This is a genomic window from Bacillus methanolicus (assembly GCF_028888695.1).
Classification (GTDB): Bacteria; Bacillota; Bacilli; order Bacillales; family Cytobacillaceae; genus Bacillus_Z; species Bacillus_Z methanolicus_B.
Genome location: NZ_PNFF01000002.1, coordinates 884,859 through 904,020 on the forward strand (window position 1 = coordinate 884,859; position 19,162 = coordinate 904,020).

Consider the following 19,162-nt stretch of genomic DNA (forward strand, 5'->3'; position numbering starts at 1 on the left):
AGGATTTTCCCTTACCTTTTTCAAACCCAATTATACTGAAGATTCCTAATTTTCGTGCTAAGGAGGCTCCCTTGATGGAAAAACGAGCACTGTTATATGAAGGTAAAGCCAAAAAGGTTTATCAAACGGAGGATGACAATGTCGTCTGGATTGAGTACAAAGATTCTGCTACCGCCTTTAATGGTGAAAAGAAAGCAGAAATCACCGGAAAAGGCCGGTTAAACAATGAAATTACCAGTTTGCTATTTTCAAAGCTTCATGATGAAGGAATCGAAACCCACTTTATCAAGCGCTTGTCAGAAACAGAACAGCTGGTGAAAAAAGTTGCGATTATCCCTCTTGAAACAGTTGTTCGAAACGTTGCCGCAGGAAGCTTTTCAAAAAGATTAGGAATTGAGGAGGGAACACCATTCTCAAAACCGATTGTGGAATTTTACCTGAAAAATGATGAGCTTGGTGATCCACTTATTACAGATGCCCATATTCTTGAACTAAAGCTTGCCACTGAAGAAGAACTAAAAGAGCTAAAAGAAAAGGCATTGAAAGTAAATGACATCTTAATCAGCTTTTTTAAAGAAATTGGAATCCGCCTTGTGGATTTTAAATTAGAATTTGGGAAAGACGCTGACGGACGCATTATTCTTGCTGATGAAATTTCGCCGGATACATGCCGGCTGTGGGATGTAAACACAAATGAAAAGCTCGATAAAGATGTGTTCCGCCGCGACCTTGGAAATTTAACGGAAGCGTATGAAAATATTCTTGCCAGATTAGGAGGCCAACAAGCATGTACAAAGTAAAAGTTTACGTGACATTACGTGAAAGTGTATTAGACCCTCAAGGAACTGCCGTGAAAAATTCTCTTCACTCTTTAAACTACAGTGAAGTAGCGGATGTGCGAATCGGCAAATATATGGAGTTAACGATCGACAAAACCGACCGGGATGTGGAAACAATCGTAAACGAAATTTGCGACCGCCTGCTGGCCAATCCGGTTATTGAAGACTATCGCTACGAAATTGAGGAGTGTGTTGCTCAGTGAAATTTGCGGTCATCGTCTTTCCGGGATCAAATTGTGACGTGGACATGTACCATGCCATTAAAGATGAGCTTGGCGAAGAAGTGGAGTACGTATGGCATGATGCTGATAGTTTAGAAGAATACGATGGAATCTTGCTTCCGGGCGGTTTTTCATACGGAGACTACCTTCGTTCCGGAGCGATTGCTCGTTTTAGTAAAGTGATGAAAGAAGTTGTGAAAGCTGCGGAAGCAGGTAAGCCGGTTTTAGGTGTGTGCAACGGATTCCAAATTTTATTGGAAGCAGGGTTGCTGCCTGGTGCCATGCGGCGCAATGAAAGCTTAAAATTCATTTGCCGGCCTGTCGAGTTAAAAGTGGAAAACAATCGGACGATGTTCACTTCCGCTTACAATGAAGGGGAAATTATCACCATTCCAATTGCTCATGGGGAAGGAAATTACTATTGTGACGAAGAAACGCTTGCCAAATTAAAAGCGAATAACCAAATCGTTTTTACGTATCATGGAACGAATCCGAACGGCAGTCTTGCAGATATTGCCGGGATTATGAATGAGCGCGGGAATGTTCTTGGCATGATGCCGCATCCGGAACGGGCGGTTGATGAGCTTCTTGGCGGTGCGGATGGTCTGAAACTTTTTCAATCAATCGTAAAACATTGGAGGGAAACATATGTTGTCAACGCTTGAACCGACTCCTGAACAAATTAAAGCAGAGAAAATTTATCAGCAAATGGGCTTGTCAGATGAAGAATTTGCGATGGTTGAAAAAATTCTCGGACGCCTTCCGAATTATACAGAAACGGGCCTTTTTTCAGTCATGTGGTCAGAGCATTGCAGCTATAAAAATTCAAAGCCTGTGTTAAAAAAGTTTCCGACAACCGGAGAACGAGTGCTGCAGGGACCTGGAGAAGGAGCCGGAATTGTTGATATCGGCGATGAACAAGCGGTTGTTTTCAAAATTGAAAGCCACAACCATCCGTCTGCGATCGAGCCATACCAAGGTGCAGCAACAGGTGTGGGCGGAATTATTCGCGATGTCTTTTCAATGGGCGCAAGACCGATCGCTCTCCTTAACTCTTTACGGTTTGGAGAACTCGATTCTGCTCGTGTCCGGTATCTATTTAAAGAAGTAGTCGCAGGAATTGCCGGATACGGCAACTGTATCGGAATTCCGACAGTAGGCGGCGAAGTGCAATTTGATCCGTCCTACGACGGCAATCCACTCGTGAACGCCATGTGCGTAGGCATTATTGACCATAAAGATATTAAAAAAGGCCAGGCGCACGGTGTAGGAAATACCGTTATGTACGTTGGTGCAAAAACAGGCCGGGACGGAATACACGGGGCAACCTTTGCATCGGAAGAATTAAACGAACAGTCTGATGAAAAACGTCCTGCCGTACAAGTCGGCGATCCGTTTATGGAGAAATTGCTGCTTGAAGCCTGCCTCGAGCTCGTTAAATCGGATGCTCTTGTCGGTATCCAGGATATGGGTGCGGCCGGCCTTACAAGCTCGTCGGCCGAAATGGCGAGTAAAGCAGGTTCAGGAATCGAAATGAATTTGGATCTTGTTCCTCAGCGGGAATCAGGAATGACGGCATATGAAATGATGCTGTCTGAATCTCAGGAGCGGATGCTGATCGTCGTGAAAAAAGGCCGCGAACAAGAAATCATTGATCTTTTTTCTAAATATGGACTTGAAGCTGTTGCGATTGGCAAAGTAACGGATGATAAAATGCTTCGCCTCCTTCATAAAAGAGAAGTAGTTGCAGAGGTTCCTGTTGATGCGCTTGCGGAAGATGCACCTGTTTATCATAAACCGTCTAAAGAGCCGGAATACTTCCGTGAATTCCAAGCGATGGAGAACGACATACCGGAAGTGGCTGATTATAAGGAAACACTACTTGCCCTTTTAAAGCAGCCGACGATTGCCAGCAAGGAATGGGTGTATGACCAGTACGATTACATGGTGAGAACGAATACTGTTGTCGCGCCTGGTTCAGACGCTGCCGTTGTCCGTATCCGCGGCACGAAAAAAGCTTTGGCGATGACGACGGACTGCAACTCCCGATATATTTATCTCGATCCGGAAACAGGCGGAAAGATTGCCGTTGCAGAAGCAGCGAGAAATATCATTTGTTCGGGGGGAGAGCCTCTCGCAATTACGGACTGCCTGAACTTTGGAAATCCTGAAAAGCCGGAGATTTTCTGGCAGCTTGAAAAAGCGGTCGACGGAATGAGTGATGCGTGCCGCATGTTAGGTACCCCGGTTATCGGTGGAAATGTGTCCTTATACAATGAAACAAGCGGTGCGGCTGTTTATCCGACTCCTGTTGTTGGAATGGTCGGGCTTGTGGAAGATTTAAAGCATGTGACAACGCAAAACTTTAAAGAAGCCGGCGACCTTATCTACCTTGTCGGGGAAACGAAAGACGAGTTTGGCGGAAGCGAACTGCAAAAGTTGACATACGGACGTATTTTCGGAAAGGCGCCTGAATTGGATCTCGAAACAGAGAAAGTAAGACAGCAGCAAATACTGAATGCAATCCGAGAGGGCCTTGTAGCTTCTGCCCATGATGTAGCAGAAGGCGGATTTGCCGTAGCTGTGGCAGAAAGCTTATTCGGAACAGCCGGGTTAGGAGCAGATGTGAAAATTTCAGGCAACATTACGTCTGCATTATTCAGTGAAACCCAGTCCCGCTTCTTGCTTTCTGTGAAAAAAGAAAACAAAGAAGCTTTTGAAAAGCTTGTTAATGCAACTCTAATTGGAGAAGTGACCGATTCATCAGTGCTAAGGATTGTGTCTGAAACGAATGAAGAGATTATCTCGGCAGATGTGAAAGAATTGGAAAGAGCTTGGAAAGGAGCCATCCCATGCTTGCTGAAATAAAAGGAATGAATGAAGAGTGCGGGGTTTTTGGCATTTGGGGCCACCCTGATGCGGCACAAATCACCTATTACGGTCTTCACAGCCTCCAGCACCGTGGACAGGAAGGTGCCGGGATTGTCGTGACAGATGGACGCCACCTTACAGGTGTGAAAGGTGAAGGGCTGGTTACTGAAGTATTTACGGCAAATTCGATGGAAAAGCTGAACGGGAAAGCTGCAATCGGCCATGTCCGTTATGCAACTGCCGGCGGAGGCGGATATGAAAATGTCCAGCCTCTCCTTTTCCAATCCCAGAGCGGCGGATTGGCTGTTGCCCATAACGGCAACCTTGTAAATGCTAATGCGCTGAAGTTCCAATTAGAGGCGCAGGGGAGCATTTTTCAAACAAGCTCTGATACGGAAGTACTTGCCCATTTAATAAAACGCGCCGGATTACCTGAATTAAAAGACCGCGTCAAAAATGCGTTAACGATGCTGAAGGGGGCTTATGCGTTTCTAGTTATGACGGAAACGGAATTAATGGTCGCGCTGGATCCGCACGGTCTTAGACCGCTCTCGATCGGCATGTTAGGGGATGCCTATGTTGTGGCATCTGAAACATGTGCATTTGATGTAGTTGGAGCGCAATATTTGCGCGATGTCATGCCGGGAGAGCTCTTGATCATCAATGATGAAGGAATGAAATCTGAGCAGTTTTCGATGAATACAACCCGGGCTATTTGTACGATGGAATATATTTATTTTTCTCGCCCGGACAGCAATATTCACGGCATCAACGTTCATACAGCAAGAAAAAACCTCGGCAAAAAGCTGGCAATGGAAGCGCCGATTGAAGCCGATGTGGTAACGGGTGTTCCTGATTCAAGCATTTCCGTTGCAATCGGATATGCGGAAGCGTCAGGCATTCCTTATGAAATGGGTCTAATCAAAAATCGCTACGTCGGACGCACGTTTATTCAGCCATCCCAGTCGCTTCGAGAACAGGGAGTAAAGATGAAGCTTTCTGCGGTCCGCGGGGTTGTTGAAGGAAAACGGGTTGTCATGGTCGATGACTCGATCGTAAGGGGAACAACGAGTAAGCGGATTGTGTCGTTGCTAAGAGAAGCGGGCGCAACAGAAGTTCATGTTGTGATCAGCTCTCCTCCGATTAAGCATCCTTGTTTTTACGGAATTGATACTTCAACAAGAGAAGAACTGATTGCATCGGACAATTCGGTTGAAGAAATCCGCCAGTTGATTGGCGCTGATACGCTTACGTACTTGTCAGTAGAGGGAATGATTGAGGCGATTGGCAAGAATGAAGACGGTGAAAATCGAGGGCACTGCCTCGCTTGTTTTACAGGAAAATATCCGACGGAAATATATCCGGATACTCTCCAGTATTATTATCAAAAAAATTAACGAATAGCAGAAGGGCCATTTGAGCCCTTGATGCCTTTTTCCTTTCCAAGAGACTTTCTAAGGAGGATCATCAATGGCGAACGCTTATAAACAAGCGGGTGTGGATATAGAAGCAGGATATGAAGCGGTTTCGCGCATGAAAAAGCATGTGCAAAAAACGATGCGTGCCGGTGTTTTAGGCGGCCTGGGCGGATTTGGAGGCATGTTTGATCTTTCATCCCTTCAATTAAAAGAGCCTGTGCTTGTTTCCGGTACGGACGGAGTCGGAACGAAACTAATGGTTGCGTTTTTAATGGATCAGCACGATACGATCGGAATCGACGCCGTCGCCATGTGTGTGAATGACATAGTTGTTCAAGGAGCAGAACCGATTTACTTTTTAGATTATATTGCTTGCGGGAAGGCAGATCCTGTGCGGATTGAAGCCATTGTGAAAGGAATCGCCGATGGTTGCGAACAGGCAGGATGTGCTTTAATTGGCGGAGAAACAGCTGAGATGCCAGGAATGTATGAAGAAGATGAATACGACTTGGCAGGATTTGCAGTCGGCGCCGCAGAAAAGGCAAACCTTATTTCAGGCGAAAGGATTAAGGCCGGCGATGTGTTAATAGGATTAGCCTCAAACGGAATCCATAGCAACGGCTATTCACTTGTACGAAAGATCTTTTTCAAAGATGCCGGAATGTCTATTTCCGATCATGTTGCAGAATTGGGCTGTACATTAGGGGAAGAGTTGCTTCGTCCGACAAGGATTTACGTAAAGCCGATTCTATCAGCCCTTCAGAGTTTGGAGATAAAAGGGATGGCCCATATAACCGGCGGAGGGTTTATTGAAAATATTCCACGCATGCTGCCGGAAGGGCTTGGTGCAGAAATTCACGAAGGTTCATGGCCGGTGCTGCCGATTTTCCATGTGATGGAGTCTGTCGGAAACTTAGAGCGCGGCGAAATGTACAATATTTTTAATATGGGTATCGGCATGGTTTTAGCTGTGGATGAAAAAATAGCAGCTGATGTGATCGAGCATTTCAATAATAGTGGAGAAAAAGCTTATCAAATCGGAATTGTTACGGATCGAAACGGAATCGAAATTCGTTGAAAAACGGAGGATAGTCATGAAAAACATCGCCGTATTTGCTTCGGGAAGCGGCAGCAATTTTCAAGCGATACTTGATGCCATTAACAATGGGAGCCTTGAAGCCACTATCAAGCTTCTTGTAAGCGATCAGAAAAATGCGTATGCAATTGAAAGGGCAAAGGCAGCCCAAATCCCGCAATTTGTTTTTACAGCAAAAGATTATATCAATAAAGAAGAATACGAAAAAGAAATCGTGCACGAACTAAAGAAATATGGCGTCGAATTTATCGTTCTCGCAGGCTACATGAGGTTAATTGGTCCAACTTTATTAAAGGAATATGAGGGCCGAATCGTCAATATTCATCCATCCTTGCTTCCTGCTTTTCCGGGCAAGGATGCGATCGGACAGGCATTAGCGGCAAGGGTGAAGGTGAGCGGTGTGACTATTCACTTTGTTGATGAAGGGATGGACACGGGGCCAATTATTGCCCAGCAGGCTGTTAGCATTGAAGATTGTGAGACTCGCGAAAGTTTACAAAGAAAAATTCAGGCCGTCGAGCACAAGCTATATCCTGAAGTATTGCAAAAGCTCTTTTCTGCATCAAAGGAGGAAGAACAATGGGAAAAAAGCGTGCACTAATCAGTGTCTCAAATAAAGAAAATATCGTGGAATTTGCCAGACAGCTAGCCGAACTCGGTTTTGAAATTATTTCAACGGGAGGTACAAAAAAGGTCCTTCAGGAAAATAAAATCCCTGTAATTGGCATCAGTGATGTTACTGATTTTCCGGAAATATTGGAAGGCCGGGTTAAAACGCTTCATCCGAAAATCCACGGAGCTCTTTTAGCTAAATTTGATGATAAAGATCATCAGCAGCAAATTGCCTATCATCAGATTAAGCCAATCCAGCTTGTTTGCGTGAATCTTTATCCGTTCCAGGAGACGATTGCAAAGCCTGATGCAACGGTCGAAGATGCGATAGAAAACATTGACATCGGCGGTCCGACAATGCTAAGAGCATCAGCGAAAAACCATGAGCATGTAACAGTCGTGGTCGATCCGGCTGATTATGAAACAGTTTTATCTGAATTAAGAAATTCCGGAGAAGTGCAAAAAGAGACGCGCCGGAAGCTTGCGGCAAAAGTTTTCCGCCATACAGCCGCTTATGATGCGTTAATAGCAGAATATATGACGGAATTGGTGGAGGAAAAAACACCTGAAAAATTAACGGTAACATATGAGCTGAAACAACCGCTTCGCTACGGGGAAAACCCGCATCAAAAAGCTGCTTTTTATAGGAAGCCGCTAGGTTCAAAGTTCTCTATTGCCAATGCCGAGCAATTGCACGGAAAAGAGCTTTCCTATAACAATATCAACGATGCCGATGCCGCGCTGCAAATTGTAAAAGAATTTACAGAACCTGCAGCTGTGGCCGTAAAACACATGAATCCTTGCGGCGTTGGCACAGGTGAAACGATTTTTGACGCGTTTTCAAAAGCGTTTGAAGCAGATCCTGTTTCAATTTTTGGCGGAATTATTGCTTTGAATCGTGAAGTGGACGCAGAAACGGCCAAGAAGCTTCATGAAATCTTCTTAGAAATTATTATTGCGCCTTCTTTTTCAACAGAAGCTCTTGAAATTTTAACATCGAAAAAGAATTTGCGTTTGTTGACTATTCCGTTTGGTGAACAGCAAGCCGGCGAATTAAAGCTTACCTCTATTGAAGGCGGCTTGCTCGTTCAGGAACAGGACGCGTTTACGCTTGACGATGCAACGATTTCTGTTCCAACAAAGCGGGAACCAACCGAAGAAGAATGGCAGGCTTTAAAGCTTGGCTGGAAAGTTGTTAAGCATGTAAAATCAAACGCAATTGTTGTAGCCGGCAAAGACATGACGCTCGGTATCGGCGCAGGGCAAATGAACCGGGTCGGGGCTGCGAAAATCGCTCTTGAACAGGCTGGTGAAAAAGCAAACGGAGCAGTGCTTGCATCTGATGCGTTTTTCCCAATGGATGATACTGTTGAAGCGGCAGCAAAAGCCGGAATTACAGCAATTATTCAGCCTGGCGGTTCGATCCGCGATGAAGATTCGATTAAGAAAGCAGATGAATACGGAATCGCCATGGTCTTCACTGGCGTAAGGCATTTTAAACATTAATCATCAACTGGTAAATATGGAACTGGCTCATAAAACTTGAAAAGTGGCTCATAAAACTTGAAAAGTGGCTCATAAAACTTGGAAAGTGGATCAAAAAACCTGGAAAGTGGATCAAAAAACTAACTTGGAAAATGGATCATAAAACACCAAAAGTGGATCATAAAACTGCAAAACCGGCTCATAAACCATAAAAACTGTTTATAAAACCAGAAATGGCGCATAAAACAGCAAAATTGGCGAAATATCATAAAATAGAAGTTCACACTTGCGAGGTGGAAAAATTGAAGGTACTTGTCATTGGACGGGGCGGCCGTGAGCATGCCATTTGTACAAAAGTCCGCGAAAGTGCATTGGTCGATAAAGTATTTGTTGCTCCTGGGAATCCAGGAATGGAAAATGCGGCCGAACGGGTTTTCATTGAGGAACATGATCATGAAAAACTCCTCGAGTTCGCAAAAAAAGAAGATATAGGCCTCACCATCATCGGACCGGAAGTTCCACTTCTAGAAGGGCTGGCCGATCGCTTCAGCGAAGCCGGATTAAAAGTATTCGGCCCGAAAAGAGAAGCGGCCTTAATCGAGGGCAGCAAATCCTTTGCGAAAGAACTTATGAAAAAATATGAAATTCCGACAGCAGAATATCAAGTTTTTTCAAATTATGAGGAAGCAAAGGAATATATTTTGGAAAAAGGCGCTCCGATTGTTATCAAAGCGGATGGGTTGGCTGCAGGAAAAGGAGTAACTGTCGCCCTTACGGTAGATGAGGCACTCACAAGCATTGAAGAAATGCTGCTTCATGAAAAGTTTGGTGCTGCATCCTCAAGTGTAGTGATAGAAGAATTCCTTAGCGGCGAAGAATTTTCTCTTATGGCTTTTGTTCATGGAGAAACGGTCGTTCCTCTTGAAATCGCACAAGATCATAAACGTGCTTATGACGGGGACAAAGGTCCTAATACAGGGGGAATGGGGGCGTATTCTCCGGTTCCGCACATAGGCGAGGATACAGTTGAAACGGCGATTGAAACGATTTTAAAACCGGCTGCAAAAGCGCTTGTTGCGGAAGGAAGAAGCTTCTCCGGCATCCTTTATGCGGGCCTTATTAAGACGGAAAAAGGTCCGAAAGTAATTGAGTTCAATGCCCGTTTTGGCGATCCGGAAACGCAAGTTGTTTTGCCGAGAATGAAATCGGATCTTGTGGCCGTGATATTGGATTTATTAGATGGAAAAAAACCTGAAGTCGAATGGGATCAGCAGGCAATGCTTGGAGTTGTAGTCGCGGCAGAAGGCTATCCTGAGTCCTACAAAAAAGGTTCTGTTTTAAATGGGCTTCCTGAACTTGAAAGAGAACTGACGGTTTTTCACGCCGGAACCGAGAAAAATGAAGAAGGTCACTATATTACAAATGGCGGACGAGTGCTGCTTGCAGGTGCAAAAGCGGAAACCCTGAAAGAAGCGCAGGATAAAGTTTATTCAGGGCTTGCAAATTTACAATGCAGTGACGTGTTTTACCGTAAAGATATCGGCCATAAAGCTATCGTACTCGCTTCTTTTTAGTTTTTCGGACATAAACAAAAAGAAGGGCAACAATGCTTCCAATTAACGTAATTAAAACAAATGACATATCCATCACATATTCCAGAAACATTTGAAGTTATCTCCTTTCATAACAGGGCTGACTTTTAAGGGTCTGACTCTCTTAACAATGACAATGTATAGAATGGTTTTATTAGTGCTATATGTTGTATTGTAGGGGTCGACCCTTTTGCTTTTATGCCAGCCCTTATCTTTGTTGTTTGAAAAATTGAGAAAAACGGGAATTACGATGGATTATACGGAAGCATTTGATCCTCTTGTTCGTTGTTGCCGCGGATGTCATTGTTAACCGTCGTTTCTTGTGCTCTTTCAAACAGGGCAGTCACAGGACAAAAACGAACAATTCCTTCCGCCACCTTCATTGCCCCGATCAAAGCCATAAAAAGATAAGAATCCCGCCAAGGCCTTTTTACAAGCTTCGCAGTGCTCCATGATAGAATTGTCAAGCCGATTGTAATCCGAATTAATGCATTTACAATTCCGATATTTGTTTTTACATTCATAAACGAAAACACTCCTTACAAAATTGTAATAATCAATTTACGATTCTTTAATGCGTTAAACAACGAAATATGATAATATATTAAACAACCCTAAATGTAAGGGCTTTCTTTTGCGATATTACTGGCTTTTTAAAATAAAAATATTTCAAAAATGGGAGGGAGCAAGGTGCTGGAACAGCGTTATCAGTGGAAAAATAAGCACTTGCGTGAACATGTTTCCGTTTTGGATGGAAAACTGCCACCGACGATACTTTTAAAAAACGCCCGTTATTTAAATCAAACATTCCGCAAATGGATGACAGCAAATGTATGGATTTATAAAGACCGCATAGTCTATGTCGGCGAAAAAATGCCTGAAAACATAGAAGGATGTGAGACGATCGATTGTTCTGATGTGCTTCTGGTTCCGGGTTATATTGAACCGCATGCCCATCCATTTCAGTTATATAATCCCCATTCATTTGCACGGTATGCATCACAATTCGGCACGACAACGTTGATTAATGACAATATGGTTATTGCTTTGCAATTAGAAAAAAAGAAAGCGTTTTCTTTATTGAGCGAATTGCGAAATATCCCTGTATCAATGTATTGGTGGTGCCGATTTGATGCTCAAACAGAATTACTAAATGAAGAAAATGTTTTTTCGCATGGAAATATAAAAGCATGGCTTGACCATGATGCTGTTTTACAGGGCGGTGAATTGACCGGATGGCCGAAACTCCTTGACGGAGATGACATGATGCTCCACTGGATACAGGAAGCGAAAAGAATGAGGAAAAAGATTGAAGGACATTTTCCGGGAGCCTCGGAAAAAACACTTGCAAAAATGATGCTATTGGGAGCAGATTGCGACCACGAAGCCATGACCGGGAAAGAAGTATTGAACAGGCTGTTGCAAGGATATATGGTTTCGCTTCGTTATTCTTCTATTCGCCCTGATTTGCCGCAGCTTCTGGATGAAATCCATGAGATGGGAATCGGTGTGTACGATAAATTCATATTTACAACGGATGGAGCTTCATCTTCATTTTACGAACAGGGAATTATTGACCAGATGATCCGAATTGCAATTGAGAAAGGCGTCCCGCCAATTGATGCTTATAATATGGCAACCATTAACGTTGCGAAATATTATAATTTCGAACATTTGCATGGAAATATCGCGACAGGAAGAGTTGCTAATATCAATTTTATATCAGATGAGAAGAATCCTACTCCTGTTTCCGTTCTTGCTAAAGGGAAATGGGTGAAGCGAGATGGAAAAGATTGCTGGGATAGTCCGTCTCTTGATTGGAGCGAAAATGGATTTGAACCGTTCTCAATCGATTGGGAATTGACTTCCGATGATTTGCAATTTTCCATGCCTTTCGGTATTAATATGGAAAATTCTGTTATTACAAAACCGTATTCCATAAACTTAGATGCTTCGGTTGATAAACTATCCATGTCACATGACGAATGTTTTTTCATGTTGATTGACCGAAACGGAAAATGGAGGATTAATACGCTTGTCAAAGGATTTGCACGTGAATTGCACGGACTCGCAAGTTCATTTTCTAATACCGGTGACATAATTTTAATAGGCAAGAATAAACAGGATATGTTTGCTGCGTTTAATCGGATGAAAGAAATCGGAGGAGGTATCGTAATTTCTGAAAACGGGGAAATTGTGCTGGAAATTCCTCTTCAACTTAAGGGACTTATGTCTTCGAAAAATGTGGAGGATTTGATTAAGGAAGAAAAACAATTGCTGCAATACTTGCGAAAAAAAGGATATCGATTTGCCGATCCGATCTATTCATTGTTGTTTTTTTCTTCAACCCACTTGCCCTATATACGGATTACCCAGCAAGGAATGTACGATGTCATGAATAAAATAGTACTCTTTCCGTCAATAATGCGTTAAAATATAAAAGTGATAAAGGAAAATGAATAACGGAAGAAGAGTTAGGGTATGTAGGAGTGTGTTTATATGGTAAAAAAATGGGTCGTTGCCGGATCCATTATGCTTCTGCTTTTGACAGGCTGCAACAAGCAGGAAAAAGCAGAAGTAGCCGGGGAAAAAGAATCAGATGAAGTGGTTCAGGAAGAAAAAACAGATACAGAGTTTTCCTACCAATTTCCTTTGACGGGAATCGGTACAGAAGAACAATCGACACGCCGGGCAATCGCAGTTGTAATTAATAATCACCCTGCTGCCAGGCCGCAGTCAGGCTTGCAAAAAGCAGACATTGTTTATGAGGTGCTGGCAGAAGGGGATGTAACAAGGCTTCTTGCCGTCTTCCAAAGTGAAATGCCTGATCAGATTGGCCCTGTCCGTAGTGCAAGGGACTATCTTATCGAACTTGCCAAGGGGTTTAACAGCTTGTTTATTGCGCACGGTTACAGCCCTGAAGCCAAAAAAATGCTTGAACAAGGATATATTGACAACTTAAACGGGATGACTTATGATGGCACTCTGTTCAAGCGGGCAGATTTTCGAAAAGCTCCTCACAATTCATATATTTCTTTTGCAAATATTACAAAGGGAGCTGAGCTAAATAATTATGAATTAATGGAAAGTCCTGATCCGCTGAAATTTTATCAAAAAGAAGAGCTTGACCAGATAACTGGAAAGCAAGCTAGTTCCGTTATGATTTCTTATTTTTCCAATGATTTGTTTAATGTCAGCTACGAATATGATCCTGAAATTGAGAAATACAGACGCTATACAAACGAAGAACAGACAGTAGACTATGAATCAAAAGAGCCGGTGCGTGTTGACAATATTTTGATTCTTGAAATGGAACATAAAGTGGTTGATAATTACGGCAGGCGCGATATCAACTTAACTTCAGGCGGCAAAGGATATTTGCTGCAAAAAGGGAAATGGAACGAAGTAGAATGGAGAAACGAGGACGGCAAAATTGTTCCATATTTCAATGGGAAAGAAGCATCCTTCGTGCCCGGAAAAACATGGGTCAATGTGATTCCATCTGATCCGGGATTAACGGAATCCGTTTCTTTTGAATCCAACTAAAATAATATTTCTAGCTTAAAAAGGGGTATTAAGTATGCAAATTGATAAATTAAGAGGAAAGCAACTTGATCAATTGTTTAAGGCAATCCTTTCTTTAAGAGATTTGGAAGAATGCTACCGTTTCTTTGATGATCTTTGCACAGTCAATGAAATCCAGTCGCTGGCCCAGCGTTTAGAAGTAGCCCGCATGCTCCGTGAAGGAAATACGTATCATAAGATTGAAACAGAAACGGGAGCCAGCACTGCTACGATCTCACGCGTGAAGCGCTCTTTAAACTACGGAAATGATGCCTATGCAATTGCATTAGATCGAATAAAAGAACAAGAAACTGTAAGTGATTAAACATCTCTTAAACCGAAGACTGGCTTCGGTTTTTTCTTTTTGGATTACTTTTATCAATGCTATAATGGTGTAATGGAAGTAATAATAGGAGGCAGTTGGCAATGTATGATATTCGCGAGTGGCGCCATGTGTTTAAGCTCGATCCAAATAGATCCATAAACGATGAAGATCTCGAAAGAATCTGTGAATCCGGCACCGATGCTGTTATTGTAGGGGGAACGGACGGCGTTACCCTCGAAAATGTTCTTGATTTAATGTCTAGAATTCGCAAATTTTCGGTTCCATGTGTGCTGGAGGTTTCAACCATTGAATCTGTCACACCGGGGTTTGATTACTATTTTATTCCAACTGTATTAAACAGCCGCGACCCTAAGTGGATCACAGGCTTGCATCAGCAAGCAGTGAAGGAATACGGGAAGATTATGAACTGGGAAGAAATTATTATGGAGGGCTACTGTATATTAAATGAAGACTGTAAGGCTGCCCGGCTAACAAACGCAGATGTAAACCTTGATCAAGAGGATGTCGCGTCATTTGCGATGATGGCTGAAAAAATGTTCCATTTGCCGATTTTTTACCTTGAGTACAGCGGCAAATACGGTGATCCGGAATTAGTCCGCGAGGTAAAAGAAGTGCTCGAAGAAACGGTTCTTTTTTATGGCGGCGGAATTGAATCAGAAGAACAGGCAAAGGAAATGGCAGCCCATGCGGATGTAATCGTCGTCGGTAATGCTGTTTATAAAAATTTGGACAAGGCCTTAAAAACAGTCTCAGCAGTTAAATCATAAAATTCCGGTTGAAGAAGGCATAGTGTCTAATGTAAAATGAGAACAAACGTTCGTATGGTGGTGAAAAATAACATGCAATTTTTAACTGATAAATTGTTGAGCGGATTGAATCCGCAGCAGCAAAAGGCCGTCAAGGCAACGGACGGGCCTCTTTTAATTATGGCCGGAGCCGGAAGCGGAAAAACGAGAGTGCTGACGCACCGCATTGCCTATTTGATGGTTGAAAAAGGAGTAAATCCGTTCAATATTCTGGCGATTACGTTTACAAACAAAGCGGCCCGTGAAATGAAGGAACGGATTCAACATTTGATGGGCGGTGCCGGAGAGGAAATCTGGATATCAACCTTTCACTCCATGTGTGTAAAAATCTTGCGAAGAGATATTGACAGGATCGGATTTAACAGAAATTTTACCATTCTCGATGCAACAGATCAGCAATCAGTGATTAAAGGTATTTTAAAAGACAAAAACATAGACCCGAAAAAGTTTGATCCGCGGGCGATTTTAGGGTCAATCAGCTCGGCAAAAAATGAACTAATTGATCCTGAAGAATTTGCCAAGACAGCCGGAGGTTATTACGAACAGGTTGTCAGTGATGTCTACACTGAATACCAGAAACGGCTAAGCAAAAATCAGGCGCTTGATTTCGATGATCTGATTATGACAACCATTCAACTGTTCAAGCGCGTTCCTGAAGTTCTTGAATATTATCAGCGAAAATTTCAGTACATTCATGTCGATGAGTATCAGGATACGAATAAGGCACAATATATGCTTGTAAAGATGCTGGCAGCACGATTTAAGAACCTTTGTGTTGTCGGAGACTCGGATCAGTCAATCTACCGCTGGCGAGGAGCGGATATTGCCAATATTTTATCATTTGAAAAAGATTACCCCAATGCACAGGTTATTTTATTAGAACAAAATTACCGCTCGACAAAAAGAATTTTGTCAGCGGCAAATGAAGTGATTGCCAATAACGTAAACCGCAAGCCTAAAAATCTTTGGACGGAAAATGCTGAAGGAAATAAGATTGTTTATTACAGGGCGGTTAGCGAACAGGCAGAAGCACAGTTTGTTGCGGGAAAAATTAAAGAAATGGTTGAAAGCGGGAAGCGTCGGCTATCTGATATTGCCATTTTGTACCGGACAAATGCCCAGTCGCGTGTAATGGAGGAAGTGCTGCTGAAATCAAACATCGAATATTCGATTGTCGGCGGTATTAAATTCTATGACCGCAAAGAAATTAAAGATATCCTCTCTTATCTTCGCTTGATTGCCAATCCGGATGATGATATCAGCCTGCAGCGGGTTATCAACGTACCGAAAAGAGGCATAGGATCAAGCTCGATTGATAAAATTGCGAACTTTGCGCTGACCCATGATATGTCGATGTACCAGGCGCTGGAGGCAATTGACATGATTGGCTTGAGCCCAAAAATTGCGAAAGCTGCGGCTGAATTCCGCGATTTCATTCAAAATTATACAAGAATGCAAGAGTATTTATCTGTTACGGAACTTGTTGATGAAATCCTTGATAAATCAGGCTACCGTGAAATGCTGAAAGCGGAAAAATCACTTGAAGCCCAGAGCAGGCTGGAAAACTTGGAAGAATTTCTATCTGTTACGAAAAACTTTGAAGAAACGAGTGAAGATAAAAGCTTAATAGCTTTTTTAACAGATTTAGCGCTTGTTGCAGATATTGACAGCCTTGATGAAGACGGCCAAAAATCGGATGCGGTCGTGTTAATGACGCTGCACTCCGCAAAAGGGCTGGAATTTCCGGTAGTCTTTTTAATTGGCATGGAGGAAGGAGTATTCCCACACAGCCGTTCGTTAACGGAAGAAGCGGAAATGGAAGAGGAACGCCGTCTTGCCTATGTCGGAATCACACGTGCCGAAGAAGAGCTTTATTTAACTAACGCTCAGATGCGGACGCTTTTTGGACAGACAAAAATGAATCGTGAATCCCGTTTTATTAAAGAGATCCCTGAAGATCTTTTAGAGGCAATTCATAAGGTTCAGAACGAGGCTGCTCCTTTTGGAATGACATCCAGACAACCCGAAAGGCGCCCGGTTTTGAGACCGGCGGCAGCCTCTACCGGAGGCGATCGTATCGACTGGAAAGTGGGCGACAAGGCCGAACATGGCAAATGGGGGATCGGCACCGTTGTCAGCGTAAAAGGCGATGGTGAAGGAACCGAGCTTGATATTGCTTTTCCGAACCCGATTGGAATTAAGCGGCTGCTGGCAAAATTTGCACCGATTAAAAAAGTGTGAGATCCTTTTCACATTTAGTTTCTAACGATAATCTTTATATGGAAGGGTTGGGCTTATGGATTTACAAACAGCTGAAAAGCGGATAAAAGAATTGCAAAATCTTCTTAATCAATATAACTATGAATATTTTGTCCTCGATAAGCCATCCATACCAGATGCCGAGTATGACCGTCTTTTGCGTGAATTGATTGAATTGGAGTCCCAATTTCCACAATTCAAGACTCCTGATTCACCAACCCAGCGTGTCGGAGGAGAAGTTCTTGACATGTTTAAAAAGGTGGAGCACCGGACGCCGATGCTCAGTCTTGCCAATGCGTTTAACGAGCAGGATTTGCGTGATTTTGACCGGCGAATCCGCCAAATGATCGGGAACGACTTCTCCTACGTATGTGAACTGAAAATCGACGGCCTTGCCGTGTCTCTTCGCTATGAAGACGGCCTGTTTGTTCAGGGGGCAACAAGAGGAGACGGCACAACTGGAGAAGATATTACAGCGAACTTGAAAACAATTCGCTCAATTCCATTGAGGCTTAATGAGCCGGTTACAATCGAAGTTCGCGGAGAAGCTTTCATGCCTAAGCGGTCTTTTGAAGCGCTAAACAAAGTCCGGGAGGAACGCGGCGAAGAGCCGTTTGCTAACCCGAGAAACGCAGCTGCCGGTTCTCTAAGGCAGCTTGATCCCCGAATCGCTGCTTCCCGCAATCTTGACATCTTCCTGTATGGAATTGGTGATGTCGGCCAAACCGGTGTTGTCAGCCATAGTGAAGGCCTTGATTATCTTGAAAAGCTCGGATTTAAAACGAACAAAGAGCGCAAAACTTGCGCAAACATTGATGAAGTGATTGAGTATGTCAACAGCTGGATTGAAAAACGCCCGACTCTTGAATATGACATCGACGGCATTGTTGTTAAAGTAGACTCTTTAGAGCAGCAGAGAAAGCTTGGAACAACGGCCAAAAGTCCCCGCTGGGCGATTGCCTATAAGTTTCCGGCAGAGGAAGTTGTCACGATTTTAAAAGATATCGAACTGAGTGTAGGGCGTACAGGAGTTGTCACTCCAACAGCGATTTTAGAACCTGTCCGGGTTGCAGGGACAACGGTGCAAAGGGCGTCCTTGCACAATGAAGATTTAATTCGTGAAAAAGATATTAAGATCGGTGACCATGTCGTTGTGAAAAAAGCCGGTGACATTATTCCGGAAGTTGTTAATGTGCTGGCAGATGTGAGAACCGGTGATGAAAAAGATTTCAACATGCCGACCCATTGCCCGGAATGCGGGAGCGAATTAGTCCGGCTTGACGGAGAAGTGGCTCTTCGCTGTATAAATCCGAAATGCCCGGCTCAAATACGTGAGGGTCTTATTCATTTTGTTTCAAGAAATGCGATGAATATAGAAGGGCTTGGGGAGAAAGTCATTTCCCAGCTTTTTGCCGCAAATCTTGTCCATGATGTAGCCGACATTTATAAATTAACCCGGGAACAGCTGCTCGGATTGGAACGAATGGGGGAAAAATCCGTCAATAATTTGCTTCAGGCCATTGAAGCATCGAAGCAAAATTCACTTGAAAGACTTCTTTTCGGGCTTGGAATTCGACATGTCGGTGCAAAAGCAGCCAAAACGCTTGCGATGGAATTCGGTACAATGGACAGGCTGGTTTCTGCAAGCAGGGAAGAGTTGACAGCCATAAATGAAATTGGGGAAAAAATGGCTGATTCCATCGTGACATTTTTTGAAAAAGAAGAAGTCAGAGAATTAATCAAGGAATTAAAAGCTGCCGGTGTTAATATGGAATATAAGGGTACAATCCCAGTATCGCCTGCCGAATCAGATTCGTACTTTGCCGGAAAGACGATTGTGTTAACTGGGAAATTAGCACAGCTAACACGAAATGAAGCAAAGGAAAAAATTGAGGCTCTTGGCGGTAATGTTGCCGGAAGCGTGAGTAAGAAAACGGATCTTGTCATTGCAGGAGAAGATGCCGGTTCGAAACTCGCAAAGGCAGAGGAACTTGGAATTGAAGTTTGGAATGAGGAGAGGCTGCTTGAAGAATTAACGAAATAAGAGGTGGAA

General features: G+C 43.3%; 17 protein-coding genes. 15 read left to right on the forward strand and 2 right to left on the reverse strand.

Annotated features, from left to right (window positions below; translation table 11 throughout):
* The first annotated feature begins 74 nt into the window (after positions 1-74).
* From purC to purD, 9 genes are all read left to right on the forward strand, one after another.
* Complete coding sequence (gene purC / locus C0966_RS16135) at positions 75-800, forward strand: phosphoribosylaminoimidazolesuccinocarboxamide synthase (protein ID WP_274856677.1); 726 nt, start codon at positions 75-77, stop codon at positions 798-800.
* Positions 788-1,042 (forward strand): phosphoribosylformylglycinamidine synthase subunit PurS, encoded by a 255-nt coding sequence (purS, locus tag C0966_RS16140; protein WP_274856678.1) that lies wholly within the window; start codon positions 788-790, stop codon positions 1,040-1,042. The genes purC and purS overlap by 13 nt, the downstream gene beginning before the upstream one ends.
* On the forward strand, positions 1,039-1,725 hold the full coding sequence (gene purQ, locus C0966_RS16145; protein ID WP_274856679.1) for a phosphoribosylformylglycinamidine synthase subunit PurQ: 687 nt from the start codon (positions 1,039-1,041) through the stop codon (positions 1,723-1,725). The genes purS and purQ overlap by 4 nt, the downstream gene beginning before the upstream one ends.
* Entirely contained in the window at positions 1,709-3,928 is a 2,220-nt protein-coding gene (gene purL, locus C0966_RS16150; protein WP_274856680.1) for a phosphoribosylformylglycinamidine synthase subunit PurL, read from the forward strand. The genes purQ and purL overlap by 17 nt, the downstream gene beginning before the upstream one ends.
* On the forward strand, positions 3,913-5,328 hold the full coding sequence (purF, locus tag C0966_RS16155) for an amidophosphoribosyltransferase (protein WP_274856681.1): 1,416 nt from the start codon (positions 3,913-3,915) through the stop codon (positions 5,326-5,328). The genes purL and purF overlap by 16 nt, the downstream gene beginning before the upstream one ends.
* 73 nt (positions 5,329-5,401) lie before the next feature.
* Positions 5,402-6,427: a phosphoribosylformylglycinamidine cyclo-ligase gene (gene purM, locus C0966_RS16160; RefSeq protein WP_274856682.1), complete on the forward strand. Its 1,026-nt coding sequence runs from the start codon at positions 5,402-5,404 to the stop codon at positions 6,425-6,427.
* Between the two features lie 16 nt (positions 6,428-6,443).
* A complete protein-coding gene (gene purN, locus C0966_RS16165) occupies positions 6,444-7,046 on the forward strand; it encodes a phosphoribosylglycinamide formyltransferase (RefSeq protein WP_274856683.1) in 603 nt (200 codons plus the stop codon).
* Positions 7,025-8,563 (forward strand): bifunctional phosphoribosylaminoimidazolecarboxamide formyltransferase/IMP cyclohydrolase, encoded by a 1,539-nt coding sequence (purH, locus tag C0966_RS16170; protein WP_274856684.1) that lies wholly within the window; start codon positions 7,025-7,027, stop codon positions 8,561-8,563. The genes purN and purH overlap by 22 nt, the downstream gene beginning before the upstream one ends.
* A gap of 281 nt (positions 8,564-8,844) precedes the next feature.
* On the forward strand, positions 8,845-10,116 hold the full coding sequence (gene purD / locus C0966_RS16175) for a phosphoribosylamine--glycine ligase (RefSeq protein WP_274856685.1): 1,272 nt from the start codon (positions 8,845-8,847) through the stop codon (positions 10,114-10,116).
* Here purD and C0966_RS18605 read toward each other — a convergent pair.
* Complete coding sequence (locus C0966_RS18605; RefSeq protein WP_342456742.1) at positions 10,094-10,207, reverse strand: EYxxD motif small membrane protein; 114 nt, start codon at positions 10,205-10,207, stop codon at positions 10,094-10,096. The genes purD and C0966_RS18605 overlap by 23 nt on opposite strands.
* 172 nt (positions 10,208-10,379) lie before the next feature.
* Positions 10,380-10,658: a YgaP family membrane protein gene (locus C0966_RS16180; protein WP_274856686.1), complete on the reverse strand. Its 279-nt coding sequence runs from the start codon at positions 10,656-10,658 to the stop codon at positions 10,380-10,382.
* A 166-nt stretch (positions 10,659-10,824) separates the two neighbouring features.
* Here C0966_RS16180 and C0966_RS16185 point away from each other — a divergent pair, with 166 nt between their 5' ends.
* From C0966_RS16185 to ligA, 6 genes are all read left to right on the forward strand, one after another.
* Entirely contained in the window at positions 10,825-12,567 is a 1,743-nt protein-coding gene (locus tag C0966_RS16185; protein WP_274856687.1) for an adenine deaminase C-terminal domain-containing protein, read from the forward strand.
* A gap of 66 nt (positions 12,568-12,633) precedes the next feature.
* Positions 12,634-13,680: a DUF3048 domain-containing protein gene (locus tag C0966_RS16190; protein WP_274856688.1), complete on the forward strand. Its 1,047-nt coding sequence runs from the start codon at positions 12,634-12,636 to the stop codon at positions 13,678-13,680.
* Between the two features lie 34 nt (positions 13,681-13,714).
* A complete protein-coding gene (locus C0966_RS16195; RefSeq protein WP_274856689.1) occupies positions 13,715-14,023 on the forward strand; it encodes a YerC/YecD family TrpR-related protein in 309 nt (102 codons plus the stop codon).
* A 101-nt stretch (positions 14,024-14,124) separates the two neighbouring features.
* Entirely contained in the window at positions 14,125-14,811 is a 687-nt protein-coding gene (locus tag C0966_RS16200) for a heptaprenylglyceryl phosphate synthase (protein WP_274856690.1), read from the forward strand.
* Between the two features lie 72 nt (positions 14,812-14,883).
* Entirely contained in the window at positions 14,884-17,091 is a 2,208-nt protein-coding gene (gene pcrA / locus C0966_RS16205; protein ID WP_274856691.1) for a DNA helicase PcrA, read from the forward strand.
* Between the two features lie 55 nt (positions 17,092-17,146).
* Positions 17,147-19,153, forward strand: coding sequence for an NAD-dependent DNA ligase LigA (gene ligA, locus C0966_RS16210; RefSeq protein ID WP_274856692.1), 2,007 nt, complete (start codon positions 17,147-17,149; stop codon positions 19,151-19,153).
* Positions 19,154-19,162: the final 9 nt, after the last annotated feature.